This is a genomic window from Mesonia oceanica (genome assembly GCF_902499555.1).
GTDB classification, from domain to species: domain Bacteria; phylum Bacteroidota; class Bacteroidia; order Flavobacteriales; family Flavobacteriaceae; genus Mesonia; species Mesonia oceanica.
The window spans coordinates 1-21203 of the sequence record NZ_CABVMM010000018.1; the positions used below are offsets into that span (position 1 = coordinate 1).

5 protein-coding genes are annotated in these 21203 nt (G+C 35.7%); all 5 read right to left on the bottom strand.

The window, feature by feature from the left end:
• The coding region (locus tag FVB9532_RS17795; RefSeq protein ID WP_150546533.1) for a SpvB/TcaC N-terminal domain-containing protein at positions 1–9374 on the bottom strand (9374 nt) is incomplete at its 3' end.
• A 41-nt stretch (positions 9375–9415) separates the two neighbouring features.
• Positions 9416–12154 (bottom strand): T9SS type A sorting domain-containing protein, encoded by a 2739-nt coding sequence (locus FVB9532_RS17800; protein ID WP_150546534.1) that lies wholly within the window; start codon positions 12152–12154, stop codon positions 9416–9418.
• 604 nt (positions 12155–12758) lie between these two features.
• Positions 12759–13616: a phosphatase PAP2 family protein gene (locus FVB9532_RS17805; protein WP_150546535.1), complete on the bottom strand. Its 858-nt coding sequence runs from the start codon at positions 13614–13616 to the stop codon at positions 12759–12761.
• A 174-nt stretch (positions 13617–13790) separates the two neighbouring features.
• On the bottom strand, positions 13791–16109 hold the full coding sequence (gene tamL / locus FVB9532_RS17810) for a translocation and assembly module lipoprotein TamL (RefSeq protein WP_150546536.1): 2319 nt from the start codon (positions 16107–16109) through the stop codon (positions 13791–13793).
• Positions 16110–21188 (bottom strand): translocation/assembly module TamB domain-containing protein, encoded by a 5079-nt coding sequence (locus FVB9532_RS17815; protein ID WP_150546537.1) that lies wholly within the window; start codon positions 21186–21188, stop codon positions 16110–16112. It lies immediately after the preceding gene.
• Between the last annotated feature and the right edge of the window lie 15 nt (positions 21189–21203).

Consider the following 21203-nt stretch of genomic DNA (forward strand, 5'->3'; position numbering starts at 1 on the left):
TGCATGGCCGTTCCTATTTTACTAGCCACCCGTTGGCTACCGGCATAATAATGTTTGGTATATTTTACGTGGCGTTCTCTTTTTTTATCAAGATAAGGCCTTGCGGTTACCAAACCGCTAGGGTACATCATCGTATTGTTTTCTTGGGTATGTCCCTGGGATTTAGCATTAGAATAGGCCTCTATCCGGTTAATGTTGTATTTAATGATACGCTCCCCACCGGCATCGTAGGTATAAGCGGCAATGGGACGGTATTTATCTCCTTCAGGGTTTAAATCGACCGCCAAGAGCCTGTTCTCTTCGTCCCAAAGGTTTTTACGTAGGCTAAACTGCTCTTCGCCCACTTCTTTGGTAATTTCTAATTGGTTGCCATTGGCATCGTAATCGATGTATTGGGTTTGTATGCGTGGATCGTCGCTATTGCCACAACAATTTTCGTCCGGTTTTTGTACCATCTTTGTAGGCGCATGGGGTTGGGTATACCAAAAAACGCTTCCGGCCACTTCTGCACCCTGCCCATACTCTTCGTAAGAAAGGCTATAATGGGTATCTAAATTGGTTTGGATATTACTCATCGGGGCTCCCGGACTCGAAACGATACCAAACTGGTGGGTCTGGGTTTTGCTCAGAATGGTATGGCTGTTTTGGGTATCGTATTCCATATCCAATTTATATTGTTGTTGCAAATAATTGCCCCCCGGCAAATCGTTGGGCCCGGTATAAATACCTTCGGCATGAATAAGACGGTCAAAACCATCATAATTGTACGTATAATTGCTAGGTCCGCTTAACTCCCCGTTTAAAGATAACCCATTGTTATCATCATTGGTAGTGATCTTGGTTACATTAGAGTTATTGTCGTATTCATAGACCTTTTCGATATCGAAGTTATTGGCAAAGAAATGGTGTAAATTATCCATCCTTCTCCTAGGATCGTAGTGAAAATTTGTAGCCGTACCATTACCATAGGCTATACGTAAACGCTCCCCATAGCCATTGTAAATAATATCCTGTACAATATCGGGTTGTGTACTTGGGTTGGAAAGCCCATCTATTTCACTGGTAATCGACTGTAACTCTCCTCCTAAGTTGTAATGGTAGCTTACTTCTTCGCCATCTGGATAGGTAATTTTCTGTACCCGGTTCCAGCTATCGTATTCCCAAGCGGTATAGAAATAATAAGAGTGGCGACCGGCGACATCTACTGAGCGTAGGTTTTTGGTAAGCTCTCCCATTTTTCCGTAACCAAAAAGCTGTATCCCAGAGGCATCTTCTTGGTATAAAAGCCTTCCTACGGCATTTACTTCTTCTGCCAAGGGATCGTTGTTTTGGCCATAAGTGTAGGTGACCTTATTTTCTGGATTTTCGGGATAATTAATTTCCATTAACCGACCATAATCATATACATATTCTATAGCTTGTTGGTTGCCGGCAGTTAATAAATTTGAGGTTCTGCGCTTGAGCAGATTTCCTGCCTTGTCGTATTCAAAAACGCTGGCTCCTTGATCGGGATGTTGGTATTCTATCCTTCTACCGGCAAGATCGTACTTACTGTGCGTAGTTTGTGTAGCCTGGCCATTGGTGACCACATCAGTAAGTTCGTTTACGGCATTGTATTCATATGCTACCATAATTTGTTCTTGCCCGTCAGATTGAATGGTTTTTCTCGTCCTGCCCCTATTGTCTTTATAGGTTTTGGTATGATTCCCTCTTGCATTTTTATAATCGGTCACCCATCTAGCTCCGTCTATGGTATATTCCAAGGTTTCTGTAGTAGAACCCGGAGCGGTGATTTGGGTTTTTCTATCTCGGGTATCGTAATCCATGGTAGTGGGTGGGATACCGCTTTCAGGCGTACTTAAATTGCCATCATTATAAGCGATAAAACTGGTGGCATTGCTTAGGGAATTTAAGTTAGAAGGGTAGCCGCCCTCAATCATAGGTAAATAGGCTTGGGTTACCCGGCCAAATGCATCTTTTACTTCTTTCCCGCTTACTTGCCATTCTAAGTTACCGGATTGTGCGCTCCCTTCGTAATGGGTTTTCTTTAGCTGTACGGCTTTCCCAAAACCATCTACAATGCTAATAGTGATTAATTGGTTGGTACTGGGAGTACTGTTGGCGGTAGCGAAAGCAGGATCAAAATGGCGGGTGACCGCATAATGTTCTGCCAGCGAAGAGGTAGAAGTAAACGCATGTTGAGCATCTACCACATACTCGTCTGGATTAAGGTTTTGCACCAAGCTTTCTACCAAAGCTTCGTCTTCATATTCATACCGAATGGTCCAAGCGGGTTCGCTATTACCGGACATCCCTTCCAAGGCCAGTTCGTTAGGGCCGGTGACTTCTACTACCCTGCCCCGGTCGTCAAGACGGGTACGCATAGATTGGCCGTTCATATCTGTCGTGAATACGGGAATCCCAAAGGAATAATCGTAAGTGGTAGTGGAACTTTCTGTAAATGAATTGTTAAGCCCTATGGGATAGGTATGAAAATCTGAATCATAGGATATTTGTTGACTAAAAGGCGTTCCATTTAATCCCAAGTTATCCAATTGAATAATTTGGGTTAAATTACCATAATTATCGTAATTGAGCTGTACTTGATTTTGCTCGTCCTCATTTAACTTAGTGGTCACTTTAGTTAAGTTTCCATTGGTAGGACTGTAGGTGGCCTTGCGTTGCCTTAATAATTGATTGTTATTGTTTTGGTGAACGCTAATGAGTTCGGGATATCCGTAGGCATTTTCGAGTCCACTCAAGCCCGGGTAGGTAATTGCTGTCACATAGCTATCACTTCCCCCCTCTCCTACGTCTACATACTCGGTTATATTTCCATGACCATCGTATTCTGTAAATCGTTTTTCAGCAGCTAATGCTCCCCCATCTTCTTCATAGTTAGTACTTATCATTTTGGCCACTCCCAAAAACAAACGTGATTTATCCAGTTCTTCACTGGTGATGGATTGGGTGTTGTAATAAGCGTTGGTAAAGTTTAGATCTACGGAAGGGTTGTCGGCATCCATTAAGGTGTAAAAGGTTTCTTTTTCTGAAAGTAAAACATCATTATTATCGTAGAGAGCAGAAGAATATTCGGCTCCTTTTACGTAATAATTATCGTTTAAATAGGATTTGACAGTATAACGGTAAGTGGTGCCCGAGTTTCCGCTAGTACCACTGGGCGTTAACTGTTCTATTTTTACTCCTTGATAGCCTAAAAACTCCCTTTCCCTTCTGTCGTAATTGGGGTTTTCATAAGAGATTCTGGAAAGGCTATGATCGAAAGTATAATCGCTATCTCCCCCAAAATTATCATCGGTTTTTATTTCTTCCAACACCCATTTGTTTTGGGGCAACTTATAGGTATTGCCATTTCTTACATAATCGATCTCCCAACTTCCACCTAACGGGGTATTTACCTTTTTAAGCAAGTGGGTTTTGCCTATACGGTTAAGTCTTGCTGAAATCCCAAAGGAATCATCTGACAATACATCTACAAGACCATCACCATCAATATCTCCTAAAGAGATTTGTGTCTTTGTAGTGCCTAAATTAAAACCGGCAGATACGGAAGCTGTTATTTTTACAGGAATAAATGCAGGTGGAACTATAAAAACAGGAAACCAATAACCTCCTGTAATAGTTCCAAAAATATTTGCCCCATAAGATATACTCTCTTGAATATTATCAATTGAAGTAAATGTTTTGGGAGAAATGAAACCTGTACCGGTATTTAAATGATACTGACATCCCCCTCCAGATAGTAAAGGAGTTATAAGGTCTGGAAGACCATCACTATTAACATCTATAATTTTAATTGAGCTATCTGAAGTACTTACATTTGCCCCAAACCCTAGTGCAAAAGAATCACTTATTCCTATAGGCACTCCAGCACCTACTTTTTTTCTGGAACTAATTATTAACTGGCTTCCTAAATTATTTTCATTATCGTTATTCGAGTAGTTATCCCCCCATATGATTTCATCATCATAAAAACCATTCCCTTTATTCAATTTTACCCGAATAGAATTCTCTTTCATTTTCACTTTATCATTTAGGCCATCACCATTCATATCTATCCATAAAGCCGCATTATGAGTAATTCCATCTCCTGTATTAATTCCCGCAATTGAATTAGTGTTTAAAGGATTATAAACTTCTCCACCTTGGGGATCTGAAGTTGGTTTAATACCTGGAATTGTTAAACCAACTGTGAAATCTATACTTTCTGAACCGGAATGATGATCATTACCAATTGATTCTGCTTGGTAATTCCCTAACATAGTGGTATAAAGAATTTTATTTTTGGTAACGATATCCGGATAATTGTCTCCATTTAAATCAACATATTCTACTATTACATCTGTACTAGATTTACTTTTGGTACCACTTCCTAAGCCAAGCTGCCCTGTAGTTGCTTTTCCTTTTGACTTTGTACGTTGCTTCAAACCTAAAAATACACCGTTATCAGCTTCTAAAAGAGAACTAGGTTCTACATATATATCATATATATTTTCTTCAGCAAACCTTCCTATATAAGTGGTTAAAGTATTGTTTGAAAATCCATAAAAAGAATTTATAACTGTTTCATTATAATATTCTCCAAGGTAATTATTCTGCTTATATAGTGAATACCTTACTTCGGCATCATTCACACTTATACTTTCATTATTTTCATCTTGCAGGTTATCAGCTACTTCTTCAATTTCTTCAGTCGATTCATATAATGTATCTCCATTTCCTAAGGATTCTATGTCTATATTTCCATCATAATAAGTTATAGAATTAGGATCTAAATTAGGGTTCATTTCTTCGTCATATTCAATTTTAACTCCTGAATTATATAAAAATTGACCCCAATTTTTATATGCATAACCTGTAAATAATGGTGCTAGAGCAAAAAATGGTTTTTGAATAGTTGGAGTTGTTAACTCTAGAAATTCACTTTGATTATCATCATAAACCTCAAAGTTAATCTGTAGGTTATCATTAACTTCTCCATATTGAGAATAAAAAGCAGAATAAATTCTGCTATCAGAATCAGCCTGTAGTGCTTGTATGTCTAATTTAGAGAAAATCTTAGAAAAGTATGCTTCCGTTAAGGCTGGATCGGGATCAGTATAATTTGATGGTGTTGCCGGAGAATTAGTCAATTTGTAAAAATAGCCCTCGTTAAACATAAAATCTACATACGGAGATCTATGTAAATAAAAGGTTTTTTTATAAATAACTTTAGCTATATCATTGACTTCAGACTTTGTAATCCAATTAATTTTTATAGGAAAATCATCATCACTTAAAGAGTTAAGAGGATTACTACTAGTGGGATTACCTCCTAATACTTGTATATCATCTAAATCATGTTTTATCTTTAAGTAACTAGACTCTCCATCATTAGGCTCAATTGTACTAATCGTAGGAGAAGGAAGATCATTGGATTTTATCCAGTATTTAGTAGAATTCAAATTATTGCTGTATACTGCGTAAGAAACAGATGGATAAAAAGTTTCATTATTGGCCGTTATTTTTGGCTTCCAATTTAAAGACTGCCAATCCACGTTAGAATCACTCTCAACAATAAATGTTAAACTATAATTAAGGTTATTCTGGTCCAGACTCAAAAATTCAGTCATATTAGAATTATTGAAAGAACCCGTAGCTGAATTATTTTGATGTTGATAAATTCGTTCTACTACAGAGGTTGTTACCTCCCCATCTGAATCAATACCATCAATTATAACTTTAAAAGTAATATCATCTGAAAATGAAAATTGAGAAAAATCTTGTGTGTTGAGTTGAAAATCTATATTCAATGATGTTATTGAATTTTTTACAGCCCAAGCTTCTCCATTATTAATAATGAAATCGTCAATAGCATCATAATTTACTAAATCTACGCCATTTTCATCAATATATTCATTTTGAGATATTAATCCAAAAGGATTTGAGATATATTCAATGGCAGGGTTCCATACAACTTCACCTCCATAACCATTCTGTAAATTATGAATCCTAAAATAAAGCTTATCTCCTTTATCGACTTGAATACCATTTTTATTAAATGAAGCCGAGCTACCTACATTATTTAATATTAAATAATTTCCATAACTATTTCCTACAGGTATGATAGTTGTTAATCCTGAAGATTGGTTGTGTTCAGATTTTTCTATAGATAATCGAAAAGAATTAGAATTTAGATCATCATCTATATTTTTATCTGTTAATTCAGCTTGATTATTAATATTTATCGTTCCTGTATAAGGAGCTCTCCAAATTTTAACATGGTCAAATTGTGGATACTTGCCTCTTAACTCTACTAATGTTTCTAACTCAAATTGATCAATCATATCTTGATCAAAAGCTCCCGATAATAAAGAATTTTCTGTTTCATTTACTTCGTAAACAAAATCCCTTTCATTATAATCAGGTTCTCCTTGAGTAGTTTCTGTAGAATTAAATAAGATTCTATTATTCTTCACTATATCTAAGAGCCCATCTCCATTATAATCTAAAAAATAACTATCAGTTGAAGACTTGGTCCAAGTCCAACTCTTTCCTGCACCTGCTAAACCTCCTATATTAGCTTCTACTCCAGCCCCAGTAGTATAAGATGAGGTATGGGATAGCTTATTTAAACCATTAAGCGTTCTAATACTACCAAATCCTAAAGGAGTTCCCGTATTAGATTTCCCTAGATTCGCTTTATATTTGATATTACCTCCATCTTTATAAACCAAATCAGGGAGTCCATCTCCATTTACATCTAACAAATTAGATTGAATATTATTATTGACGTGACTAGAGTTAATGGTTCCTCCAACGGTAGTGCTTGTAGACCAGGGCCGTATTCCTATACCAACTCCTAAACGCATTCCAAAAGAGTCTCCGAAAGAATTTGACGAACCTAATTGAGAACCTGTAGGAATATTGTCAACTTCACCTGATGGTGCTCGATTCATTAATTCTTGATTCCCAATGGGACCTATTCCATTAGACCATGATACAACACTCGTATTTATAATAGAATTATTATCATCAAACTCAAAATACTCAAACGTATTATCGTAAAATAGGTCTCCATTCTTATCGTATTCAGCGACTTTTACAAGTTGCTGTTTCTGGAAAGCCATCTCTTCATAATTAAAACGATAGGTACGAATGGTTTCTGTTTGTCCTCCCTGTACTTTAGAAATTTTAATTTCCGTAAGAAGATCATCCGTAAGTTGTAAATAGCCATTACGTGCACTCAAAATTTTATCGTTTCTAACGGGTAAGCTTTGTACAGAAGGTACGGTATAAGCATTCCGTTTAAATTCTACTTTGTAATAATTAGTATTGCCTGAGCTATTGTGAAGGGTATACTGTATTTCTTTTATATAAAATTCTTTGGCTAAAATAGTATTGTTATTACCAAAGGCATTCACTTCTGCTTGATGATAAGTATAATTAATATAGTTGCCATTTGTATCTTCCCTTCTTACCAAAGCCCAATGACCTATATTACCATCTTCATCGGTTAGTATAGCGTTGGTTACTACACTCCCATTATAACCGCCATAAAAACTTTTATTTCCTCGTTTATCGGTTACCTCCCAATAATAATTATCTGTACCATTACCGTGACGTATTATTTTTTGATAGCTACCTTCCCTTCTTAGGTAAAACTGTCTTTCACTGGTCCTTGACAAGGAAGTTTGAGAACGGTGAGGATTGGTATAAGTACCATTATGTTTTAGTACTAAATCACTACCGTTTAACGAATAGAGTTCACTTTCATAATTGTCAAATCGAGGGGCTCCCCATTTTGTATTTAACGTAACAGCAGGGGTATTCATGTTCCAACCTATTCCCATCCAGCCATTACCACCTTCGCTATTATAGGAAACATTTAAAGTAGGCTGCATCCCATTTCTACCTTGGGGTAATTTTATAGGAAATCCTGTGGTGGCCGCTCCCATATTTGTGGGTGTTGGCGGGTTAACGCTCACCACCCCGGCACTAGGATTTGCAAAATCCATATCTTTTAAAGTGGTTGGAGCAAAGCTGCCGGTTTCAGGAGATTCCGGCACTTTTATGACGCCGTTTATATAATCTGTTTCGTTATTTGTAGTAGCTATGATTATTTTATTTTCATAATCTAAGCTATCTACAGGCAATGACTTCCAGCTTCTTTTTTCTTTATCAAAATAAAAGGTACGTACATCTTTTGGGGTGTACCCGGCAGGAATTTTAGCTAGATCGTATTTTAGATGAAGTTGGAGAGATACACTATCTTGTGAGTTAATTTTTTTTAGTCTATAGGCCCCGAAATTTCCCGCAGTTACATTGCTCAACTCTGCGTTTAAGATTCTTATATCTTTAAAGTTAAGCCCACTAACCTCTATCCTGCTCTTATTTATAGAGGCTATTTGTCCCTGAGGCTGAATGGATAAAACTTCATCAAAATTAACCCGTTCATCTAATAAATGAAAAGTCCGTGTGTTTTCTTCTAGATTATTGCTTAACAGACGGTAGTCCCCTTTATTCTTAGATACGGCATGGGTTCGTTCTCCCAAGAATTGATCTCCATTGTAATAAGAAATCGGTAGATGATAGTCGTCTTTTTTTGTTGTATGTTGAACTACAGCATCAACCACTCCGTTTTTAAGTTCAAAAAACTTCCCAAATACTTCTAGCTTATTGGCATTTTTAAAATCAAAATTCCCTACCAAGTAATAGTCATTTTCATATCTGGAAATAGTTGGTGCTTGTTCAAGATTGTTAAGGGGAAGTAAGGCGATAGAAAGGTTTTTTACCTTGTATTGGTAATCTTCATTCGTCCTTCTATTAAAAAAAATAGTGTTTATACCTTTATTTAGTTCTTCTATACTTAGTTGCTCCTCTACGTTCTGCCATTTTTTATTTAGTTGAATAATTTGCCCTCCGTAAGCTTCCGACTGATTGATACTTTTGGTAGTTTGCCTAGCTTCTTCTAAGCCAAATAGATCATAAGACAAAACCGCTTTATAATTGGTTAGGTTGATATCTTCAGGCAAATTGATGGTAAAAAAGTTATCGATAGGGTTATCTCTATTGGATTCTTCATTTATTCCGATAACCCCTAATTGTTGATGAGCTACAAAGACTTGGTTCGTCTTACTATTTTTAGGAATTAAATGGGAAGTAGAGACATCTTCTTTTTTAGATGGTACCTTTTTAGAAGAGTTTCCTTCTATATTAGTTAAAACATAGCTTTTAATTTTTCTATAAGAATGTTCCGGGAACCCTATTTGGTGAATAGGTTGCCCAAACACGATCACATTACTAAGAATCGTGGTTAATAAAGTACTGGTTAGGTAGGAGTTCCTGATTGCTTTAAAAGGATGAAATGCCATGGAATAAGGTTTAAGGTAAATGCTTGGTATTTTGTATCTTTTTATTCTATAATTATTTTATTGGTCACCACTTCCCCACGAGAAGTAGTTTTAATAAAATAAACCCCGGAAGTAGGTATACTAAAATTAAAGGTAAACCTGGAATTGTTTCTTCCTTTTCGTTGCGCCAATAATACGCCTTGCAGGGTATACAGTTGTACCGTTACATCTGTAGATTGGTCTGCTAAGATATCGTAATTGAATACTTCATAGGGAGCACTCGGGTTAGGATAGACTTTGGTGGTAAAGCTAAATTTATTATTGGTCGAGTTTAGTGAAGAAGTAGATCTACTAGTACTAGAGTTGGGGGGTGTCCAATACCCCTTGGAAGCAAAACCGTCTTCTATAAAGCAGCCGGTATTATTATTATATATCATCACTTCATAAATGGCCACATCTACTAATTCCGGATCACTTTGTAGCTCTAATTCTAAGACAGGATCTGTTTGAATTAACTCACCGTTTCTATACCATTCATAACTTACATTAGTGGCAGTAACCAATACTGACGCATCGATAAATACATCTATATTTTCATCATATTGGGACGATATAAAAGGATAGCTGGAAATATAGTAAGAATAACTCAGCGAAAAATAGTTTTCCAATTGAGGAATAAGATCAACCGCTAGACCCTCATGAGGATCGACTACCTCCAGTGTTTGCTGTAGTGTTTCCCCATTACCATTTTCATTATTACTGTCGTCGGTTACATAAACTTCATATTCGCCAAATGCTATCCCGGTGATTCCCGTTACATCTCCATTACCTACATAAATATAGTCAGGAGTGGGATTTTCCTGCCCACTCTCGATGGAATGTAGCGTAATATAATAATTAGGAGTACCTCCGAAAATGTCAATATTTAAAAAGCCTGAGTTACTACCGCAAACAATAGGAGATTCTGCTTGCATGGAAAACGCACGGGTGATCGTAATACCATCCCTACTCTCACAAGAATGATCTTCCGAGAGCACCTTTACAGTGTATTCACCTTCCTCGGTAACCAATAAGGTAGAATCGTATTCTCCATCTATTAAATCTCCGTTAAAATACCACTGATAAGTAGCGTTAGGGTCTGATACACCATTACTTCCATCCAATAATATTTCTGGCTGGTTAACGGTTAATTCTTGATCTGGTCCCAAATCCACCTCTATTTGATAAGGCACCACTTCTAACTCTACTTCAGCGGTTATTCCCTGGGCATCTTTTACAAAAAATAAATAATCTGCAGGCCCTTCCACAGGAATTGGAAGATCAAAATTATTATCACTCACTAGCCAATGCCCTATTTCTGTACCATCTTTATAAACCAGCAAGTCATAATCTGCTTTCCCTCCAGAGATCACTACCTCAGCTTTATAACGAGGTTCTCTACAATCTCCCTTTAGCCTTACCTGTACAATTATTTCAGGACCTACCCCAAAGGTATATTGGTCGTAGGTATTATTATCGGTATCAAAAAATACATCTTTAAAGAACCCATAGTCAAATCCCTGTAAATCTGAGGTTTCATAATATTCTACATAGTTATCGTTAAACGAAGAAATTTCTTGATTGGTCACAAACCTATCATGAAGCATCCATAGTTTTAGGTGGTCTTGTTGCATATAACTCCCCAACACATTATCGTCTATATTTATTTTAAAGGATATGGGATAACCTTCCATCTCCTTACCTGTCTTTTGAGAAAGCCAAACTGTACGAAGCGGTCTTACGTCATGTTGGTTTTTAGGGCCTACATTTCCTCCTTGGTTGTTGTCACCCATCACCAGAAAGTTCTTGTCTTTAATAGTTACTTGCGCCTGCTTTTCCAGATTAGTAACTAAAATCTTCCCGATAGCGGCAACTAAATAGTTCTCTCTATGCACGCTCTCACTCTGTAATTGGTTGAGTCCGGAAATATCATCTTTGCCCAATCCAAAAATATTATTTGAAAAAATATCATTATTGGACTTATTCCAAACTTTTATGTTAGTGGCACTTTTATAAGATACTTGTCTCGATAAGGTTATTCCATATTTTAAAGCAAGATAAGATTCGACCCTGATTTTTTCATTTTCATTTAATTCCCTTGGGAAGGAAATAAATTCTGGAAAGCGTCCCAAAAAAGAACTTTGAGGCTCATCATTTTCCGGAAATAAAAATTCTTTCCCTATAAAAAAATCTGATTCTCCTTTTGCTCCATAAGATTTGTATTTTTTGTCGATTCTATAATTATTCCAACGGTAATAATTTACCTGTGCATTGTTGTCACTATCATAACTTAAAGCTAAGTTTTTGATATATGATCCTTTTAACCCCAAATCAAAATGATTGATAACAGAATCAGACTCCATAAAAGCTAAGTTGCCTATGGAAGGATTAAGTGAAGTATGTAGATGAGAAAAATTATGATCTACTTTAGGCTTCCCTACAAAAAAAATATCCCTAGAAATAAAATTTTCTATCGATGCTCTATATTGTAAGCACAATTCTCCACTATTAATAGCATGATTAAAATTTAATAAATCCTTGCCATATTGGCTTCCACAAGGGGATAATCTAATATTATTCTGTGCATGGTTAGTAAATATTTCTTGGCTTAAATCATCATGATCACAGATATACCACATCTCTGCCCCTAGCACCCCACCAGGAAATTTTGGCGTACTAACCGGAGCCATCTGTTGCACCTGTGCCACTAAATTGTAAACCGTAAAAATTAAAAAGAACAATGGAAGTAATTTTTGCTTCATAAAATTTTAGATTTCGTTAACGATAAACAGATAAGTATTAACTAATATTCAAAGTAATTGTTAAATAAGTGTTTAAAATTAATAAAAAAACAACTTCACAACATATAAAAATGTTAATATTAAGTTAACTGATATAAATTTAATATTAACATCAATACTATATTGATGATTTATTCTTAGAAAAAATGAAGAAGCAGCCTAAAAAATTATTTTATAATTGTTAGCAATTATTCTTGACAGAAAGCTAAAAGCAGTGAACAATGGGATAAGAGGATATTTATAATTTCTAGATTAAAAGAAAAATATATAATCGTACCAATAACATTCATAGTAGGCTTATTCGAGAGTAATTTTGGATAAGCGATAGCAAGGATAAAATTGTATCGGGAAGAAAGAAGCAGTGGACAGTGAGGAGGATTGTTTCTAAGCTTTAAAAGAATAAGCCTCATCAAATACTTTAAAGTGTTTAAGCAGAGTAATACCAATAACAAAATTGTACCGAAAAGTATCTCAAAAAAAATTCTACTTACTCATTGCTAAAAAATAGAATCAAAATCTTTAGTAAAGTCATAGAGAAAGAATACAAAAATAGAATTTAATAAGCTTAAAACGTACCGATTATCCCAATTTGGTTTCCACCAAATTTTAAACGCCAAGAAACTTTGGTTTTATTTTTTTCCTGTATTAACGGATCTTCATTCATCTCCCGATCTAAATATTTATCGATAGAATCAACTACAAATACCGTTAAGGCTGTACTCAAAGCTACATCGGTAAGCCAATGAGCACCTTCCAATAATCTTGAAACGGGAGAAACCATTCCACCGGCAATAAAAGCACCTTTTACCCAGATATTGTCAAATTGTTTGGAGAGGGCGTAGAAAGTGGTAAACGATAAAATGGTATGCCCTGAAGGGAAAGAGTGATAAGCTCCTTCTTTACTAAAGGGTTTAAAGGTAAATTTGCCTCCGTCATTAGGCCTAGCCCTACCGGTAACATTTTTACTAATGGTTTGTATTAACCCGGCAGCACTAGCGGAAGAAATCATTAAAATACCAGTCTTTCTTAATTCTTTATTCTTAGTAAATAAACCGGCCAAGTAAATCGCTCCATTTACCCCATAATTATTCTGCGGGGAACCAAAATACCAACCAAACTCTTTTACAACTCCGGGAACATGTTCTTCTTGTTCCAAGAAAAAGTTTTTAGCCCTTTCATCTATAATATTTAAACCTGCGGTACCAATGACCACTCCTGTAGCAATTGCGATATCATCTTGGTCCCATTGAAACGGACGTGAATACACATATTTAAAACCGCCCCACATTAATTTAGCATCATGTTTTGCAACATCCCATGTAGTAAGGTTTTGCTTTTTTTGAGAAACTAAAGAATCTGATTGTGCTACTGCTAAATTTATAGTCAAGCCTAATAAAAGAAAAAAAATACAGGTTTTACTCATGGTAATTTTTTTGAACTACAAAACAAGTATTTTTAATGCTAGTTTAATAGAATTTTTACTTAAATTTCACATTAAAGTGAAAATTTGGTTCTTGATACAATTTTACTTCGTTTCACTGCACAAAATTAACCGCACTAACGAATTTTATTTTCGGTACACTTCAAGAAAAATCACTTAAAAAGGATAACCAATTGCAAAATTCAATTTAGGGGAATCGTATTCAAACTTCCAAGACTTTGATGGTCTTTTTAGAGGAGAAGCCAAATCAAAACGAATGACAAATCCTTGGATATCTACCCTAACGCCCACTCCGCTTCCAATACCTAATTCGTTAAGAAAGCTAGAAGTAAATTTACCTCCCGGTAGGGCATCATTTTCCCGTAATAACCAAACATTACCGGCATCGGTAAAAATAGCGCCATTCACATAATTAAATAACGGAAATCTATATTCTAAATTAGCTTCTAAACGGATGTCTCCTGCTCTATCAAAATAAGCATCATAATTACTTTCATTTTCTGGTTGGTAATTCCCGGGGCCTAAACCTCGAATCCTAAAAGCACGAACACTATAAGGACCACCGGAAAAATATTGTTTTACAAAAGGTAAAGATTCTGAATTTCCGTAAGAATATCCCAATCCTCCAAATAATCTTCCTACTAAGACTTGCCCTTTATTGTCTAACTTATAATGGTAACGTATATCAACATCACCTTTGGCATATTGCGCATACTGCAATCCCAAAAATTTATTTACTTCATTCCCCTTATCATCGGTGCCTTTATTATCCAATAAGCTGACGGTATTTCCGGCGATATCAAAATTAAAGTTGAAATACAAAGCTCCTTTTCGTTGATTATCCACCAATTCATTATACGTAAAACCATACGTAAGCCCGGCAATAAACTGCTGATCGAAACTTCTTCTCAAAAATGGATTATCTTCCAAGATCGTCTCAAACTCATCGGTTGTATTTCCCAATTTTACATAGTTAATGTTAATCGGGTTTAATTGATGAGTAACATAACGATTGGCTTTCCAGATATATCCAAAGGAAGTGTTGTAAGAGTTTAAACTATACAGCTGACTTCTATTTAAATAATCTAGTCCCAGTTTAATTTCAGTCTGTGGAATGCTATACTTAAATCGTTTGTTCACATCTACAATAGGAAATAAAAGCCTTGGGAACCTTACTGAAGTTTCTAATCCTAATTGTAAACTGCTTAAACCGGCTTGTTGCCCGGAAGAAAATTGCTTTTCGTAAGCTACATTTCCGCGAATATTTAGCTGTTCTCCACCACTAAACCAATTTCTGTTCGTATAGGTTAAGCCTAATCCCGGACCGGCAAAATTATTAGATTTGGTAACAGCTTGTAATTCGGCACGAATCGATCTTTTCCGTAAAGGGGAAAGCTCTATAATCGCCTCTAAATGCCGATATCCATTTTCATCTACCGTGCTGTCTTTTTCTTTATATCGAATATTCACAAACTTGTAGGTTCCAATAGACGATAACCTGCGACTGGTATATTTAGAAAGTGTTGGATTATAGCGTTGTCCCGGTTTTAAAAGAATATAAGGAGATAAACGTTTCGGCTTAAAAAATTCTTCTGCTTGTATAAAATCTAAACTATCTAAAGTAACGGTATCTTTCTCTTTTTTTTGCGTCTCTACCGATTCATTGGGGTAAACATCTACATCATCAAGGATATAGGGAACTTTCGATTTATCGGGAACATTATCTTTTAACCTTAAATACAAATCAAATTTTCTATTGTCATAGGCATTTGTATCTGCTTCAAAAAGTAAAAAATTACCATTGAAGTTATAATAACCTTCTTCTTTTAAATAATTATCAATCCGTTCACGTTCTGATTTAAAATTAGCCAAATCAAAACGCATCCCTTTTTCGATGATTGAATTTTCATCGTAAACTACTTTTTTTAATTGGTCTATTAACCGTAAACTATCCATACTACTTAAACTGTCTTCCTCCAATTGATAAGTTTCAAGGACATAAGGCTTTCTTAAAGTGACTTTGTAATTGGCTTTCGCTGTTTTTGCGGAAGAATCTATGGTAGAATTAGATTCTATAAGGTTATAGAAAAAACCCCGGTTCTCTAATCGGTTATTGATTAACTCTTCGGTTTCTGAAAGATCAACATCAGAAAAATAAACCGGCTCCTCTCCTATTTTTTTATTGAAAAATTTATTGAGGAATCCTGGATTTTTCCGTTGGGCTTTGTAATAAAAATACAAGCCGGGATACATTCCTAAAAACTTTGAATTAGGCTCGGGATACAAAACTGCTTGCGTTTCTGCTTTTATTTCTTTATAGTTTTTTTGAAGACTGGTATCGATAAACTTCATTTTGGCACCGCGGTACAAATATTCATCTTCCGGGATAAACTTCTTCACGCTACAAGAATATCCAGCCAACAATAATAGTAGCAGAATTAAGGAATGGTTTGGTTTTTTTAAAATGGGTTTCATTTAGTTTTCTTCTTCAACAGCTTCTTTATTGGCAGCATTTGCTGCTTCTTTCTTTTCTTTCTCTTTTTCTTTTTCTTCTTGTTTTTGTTCTTGAGCCAATTCTGTAGCGGTCTTTTTAAATAATTCGTTGAATTTATTAAACTCCCGCATAAAAATTAAAGCCACTCCATTTACAAAAACTTGCCCGTCAATAATGTTTTGGTACTGATTTTTTCTAAATCCACGAATTCGCCACCTGCCATCTTCAGTTAATAAATATTCTATACTCACATTTCCAATTACAGGATTGGTTTCCCCGGGACGATTTTCCCCTTGAACCCCAATTTCACTTCCTGCCTGCACCACCAAACGGTCATTAAACAATTTTTTTCGGGCGTTAACATTTACATCGGTACGGTTTTGTGGTGAATTTCCTTGATAATCAGTATAACTATTTATACCAAAACTTAACTCGATTCCCGTCTTTCCGGTTAAACGATCTGAAAATACATTTAACTGATCGGAAAGCGCCTGCGTTAAATTATCTCTAGCAACGGTAGCCGCTCCTCCTTGGCTTCCATCAGCACCTTGTTCAGGATAAAAACGGTTCAATACCAATAAAGAAAATACCTGTTTGTTCAATTGGTTTTCTTGTTGGTTCAGCTGTCTTATACGGCCGTAAACCGTTCCGCCTATAGCTCCCTGCTCATCCTCTGGCATATCCAGTCCAAAATTCAGACGCGGTCGCATTAATTCTCCATCGACATTTAGATAAACTAAAAATTCAAGTTTTTGTCGATAAGGCCCGGCATCTCCAGCCGAAGCCCCAGAAATTTGACTTGACATTAAGGATAAAGCCGAAGTCTCAACCTTATAAATCGCACGTACATCTAAATCGGCATTCATAGGATCACCTGTCCAAGTAATCGTACTTCCTTCAGCAATAGCAAATTTACGCTTCACCAAATTGTACAGGTTCATTTCATAATGGCCATCATTTACCTTATACCTTCCGGTAAGTGTGGTTCTTCCGTTTCGTTCTATATTAAAACGTAGATCTCCCTCTCCTACCAATTTTAAATTATCGCCGGTACGTTCGTTTAAAATGACGTTCACGGTCGCACCGGGTTCTATCGATAAATCGGCATTTAATTCAACTCCTGTTAAAATGGCCGAAGTATCTTCCCGATCAGTTCTGGTGAGAATAGCATCAGGATTTTCTTTATTTACAAAAATCACCACGCCATCACGCTCCGTCATCCCTATTTGTGAAGGAGGTACTACATAGGTAACATTGGTGTTTTTATTTACCGTTAAATCTACCTCCAATTTTGGGAAACTTAACTTCCCTCCCAGCGTAGCATCTACATCAAAAATGGCTTTCCCGTAGTATAAATCGTTATCTTCTTCGGTTGAATTTAAGGCTTGAAAATCATTGGCATTAATTTGCAAATCGAAAGCAGGATCTACCATACTTTCTTTTGTTGAAATAGTTCCTTTTACTACAAACTCATTATTATTGGCATCTAAAATGGAGAATTTAGAAAAATTAATTCCATCATTATCGATTTGAATACTTTCTTCAGCTATCGAAAATTCTGAATTTAATTTACTCACCACAAATTGTGTATTGTTAAATTTGAATTCTCCTGAATATTCCGGGTTAAGGGTGGTCCCCTTAATCTTTACTTGACCGCTTAAATTACCCTTTGATTCTTTTAATTCATTTGGAATAAATTGCTGAATTAATGGTAAACCGAGTTTTTGTAAATCTAAATTCAAGTCTAAATTGGCAGCGGTTTCATTAGCCACATAATCACCTTTTAAAGCCAGGTTGACTTCTTCCCCTTGTAAATCTAGGTTAAAATCATAGTTGCCTCCACCTTTAGATTTTGCGTCAATGCTTAATTTACCTAAAGCAACTTCAATCACTTTTAAATCTTCAATGCTCAAATCGGCAATCATCCCCAAATCTTCAAATGGATTAACAAGAATAAAGTTCCCTTGAACAATTCCAGAAGATAAATATTCATCTGGATTAAAATAACCTAGTAATGTAGAGAGTTTAAAATCTTTAATTTCGGCTCCATAATGTTCTCCTTCAACGTCAAAATTGTTGTGAAAGCTAATTTGCTGATGATTCCTATTAAACGAAAAATTATTAAATACCAGTGTTTTATCTTCAAAAACCACATAATTATCACTTGGAGCTTGCCATGGATTTCTATTCAATATTAAATTTTCAGGATCAATGGAAAATTGAATTTTACCATCCTTACTCGTTAGCATACTTGAAATATGATACAGTTCTGTCTGGTCTTTATCTGAATTAAAGTCCAATCGAAGTGTATCTCGTGTTAAATGACCTTCAAAATAAGTTTTTTCAATGGCCAAAGGTCCGGCTTCTATTCCTGAAAAACCAAAGGTAAAATCAGCATCTTTCTCGGTAGATTTCAGTTTTAGTTGAAGGCTATCCAGTGTGTTTTCTTTGTATTTAATATATGGTAAATTAAAATCTGCTGTCAACTCTTCTTTTTCTTCGTTAAAATCCATTTTTATATGGATGCTATCCATTTCTTCAATCCCATCTACAAAAACTTCAGAAATAATAGGACGATCAGTAATATTAGTTTCAAAATATAAATTCACCGGTTTTTGTAAACTGTCCCGAGCTTCCGGCTTTTTAAAATAATGAACCGCATGCCGTTGTAAAGCTTTTAAAAATTGTGCGGGATTGGCGTTAGAATGTAATTTTGCATTTAAAAACCCACCATCTATCGTAAATGCCGTGCTATCTTGTGCAATTCTGGTATGTATGGCTAAATCGCCCACATAATAGGGTTCGTTATCATAAACCGCAACCACTTCATCTACATGAGCATCTACGGTAAACGCATCTTTCCCTCCTTTGTAAGTCCCATCCAAGATCAACTTCCCACGAATATCTTTTTTGGTAAATCCAAGTGCATAAAGATCTATTCCCTGTAGATTCACATTAAAATCGGCTTCGGGAGCAATGCTGTCTAACTTTACAAACGCATCTACATTTAAATTGATATTATTATCTTTAAAAGAAGCTTTTACATCACCTTGACCATTTGTGAGTTGACCGGAAAGTTGTATACCTGATAAATCGTAATCGTTATAAGTGAGCCTTGAAAATTTAGAATTTAATTCGGCATCTAAGGTATTTATAGTACTTCCACTACCTTTGGTATTGATTTCTGCTGAAATTTTTCCTAAACTTTCATTTTGTAACAATTTTCCTAAATCTAATTCCACGGTTTTTAATTGAGCATCAAAAGCAAGCTGATTGGTATTCTTATAATCCCCCACCACTTCTATTCTCCCTTCCGGCATTTGTAAAACCATATCGGCAGAAAGCTCATCCAAACTTCCTTTTAAATTCCCCGTAAGTTGTAGCTCTTTGGGCAATGAAATACCTAACTCTTTCTCCTTTACAAACTGGGTTAAATCTTGTTTGGTAGAAACAATATTGATTTGTTGTAAATCGAGTTGCAGTTTTTCTGGATCAGTAACAGAAACCAACTTACCATGCGTTCTAATTTTAGTGGTATTTCCCCAATTTAAGCGGAAGTTGTTTAACTGAAGGTTTTCTACCGTTCCTCTAGCAGAAACACTTCCGGTAATAGGCTTTTGTTGTAATTGAGCGATATATTTATTTTGACGGAGTGCCGGATTAAATTTGATCACATCACTCATTTGTAAATAAATGGAATTTACATCGGCCGAAATTTGAACGCTTTCATAATGCTGAAGCGCTTCTTCTAAACTTGAATAATTAGCAGTAACATTTCCTGCTAACTGACTCTCTCCGGTAGTTAATTGGAGATTGCTGAAGCTGAATTTCTGCGAAGATAAATCGGCTTCAAAGGTTAATTCGTCTAGCTGAAAATTACTTACGTTTTCCTTAAAGTTAAATTCAGTAATGTTAAGTTTCGCTGAAACTTCTTTAGAAAGCTGAAGGTTTTCTGCCTTCAAATTGAAATGGGAAAGCTGAATATTCTTCGGGTCAAATTGATGGGTAAGAGGCTTGTGATTTCCTTGCTGATAAAGAAGCTGATTGTTCACCAAATTAAGCGATGAAACATTTATCTTCCAATCGGGCCAAAGCTCTTCCACGCTTAACTCTTGGCGATTTTCTGTTGAACTTTCTGAAGAAGTAGTTTCCGGTTCCGGTAATTGTAGTTCGACCAGTGAATTTTCTAAATTAATGGTATTGAACTCAATTTCCTGACCTTGTAAATTCAGCTGTGGCATTTCTGCATAAAAATACTGAAAGTCTCCGCTCATCTCCATCTGCTGTGGAATTGATTGAAAACTGGCTTGTACATTTTTCAACGTAAATTCATCAACTTTAAATCGTGGTAAAGTAGTACTGGTAGTATCTTCAGAAACCGTTATTTTAGTTTGAACAATCTTTGCTTGGGTATTTTCTAATCGCAATTCTGCGGCTTCAAAATTCATCTCTTGCAAATCAAAGTTTTCTCCGCTGTAAAACAACTCCCCTAATTTCACATCTGCATCAATTCCGGTTACCGCATCTTTATAAACCACCTCAAATTCTGATAAATTAAGATCACCAATCGAAATTTCCATCGGTTTTGAATTTTGTGGTTGGGTTTGAGTGGTATCACTACTCGCTAAGGCATCAATTAAAAACTGATAATTAAATCCGGCAACAGAATCTTTCCTGATGATATTGGCTTTTAAGCCTTTCCACTCCAAATTATCTATGCTAAATGCATTGCCTTTTACTAACGGCCAAATGGGAATATCTGCTTGTAAAGATTGTGAATAAATAAGCGTATCGCCTTTTTTATCGTCTAAGTATAATCCTTCTAATGCAATATCACCAGAAAAGGTGATAAACAATCTATCTATAGTTACAGTAGTATTGGTTTTATTAGAAACGTAATTAGTGAGCTTATTTACAATAATATTTTGTCCCCACGGACTTCTCACAAACAACACTAACAAAATAAAAATAATGAGAAGTACAAGAATAATTCTTGCTATAATTTTAAACGTTTTTTTTAAACGTTTTTTGGTCTTATGGGTTGGTTTTTCTTGGTTCACAGATTGTTTTACTTC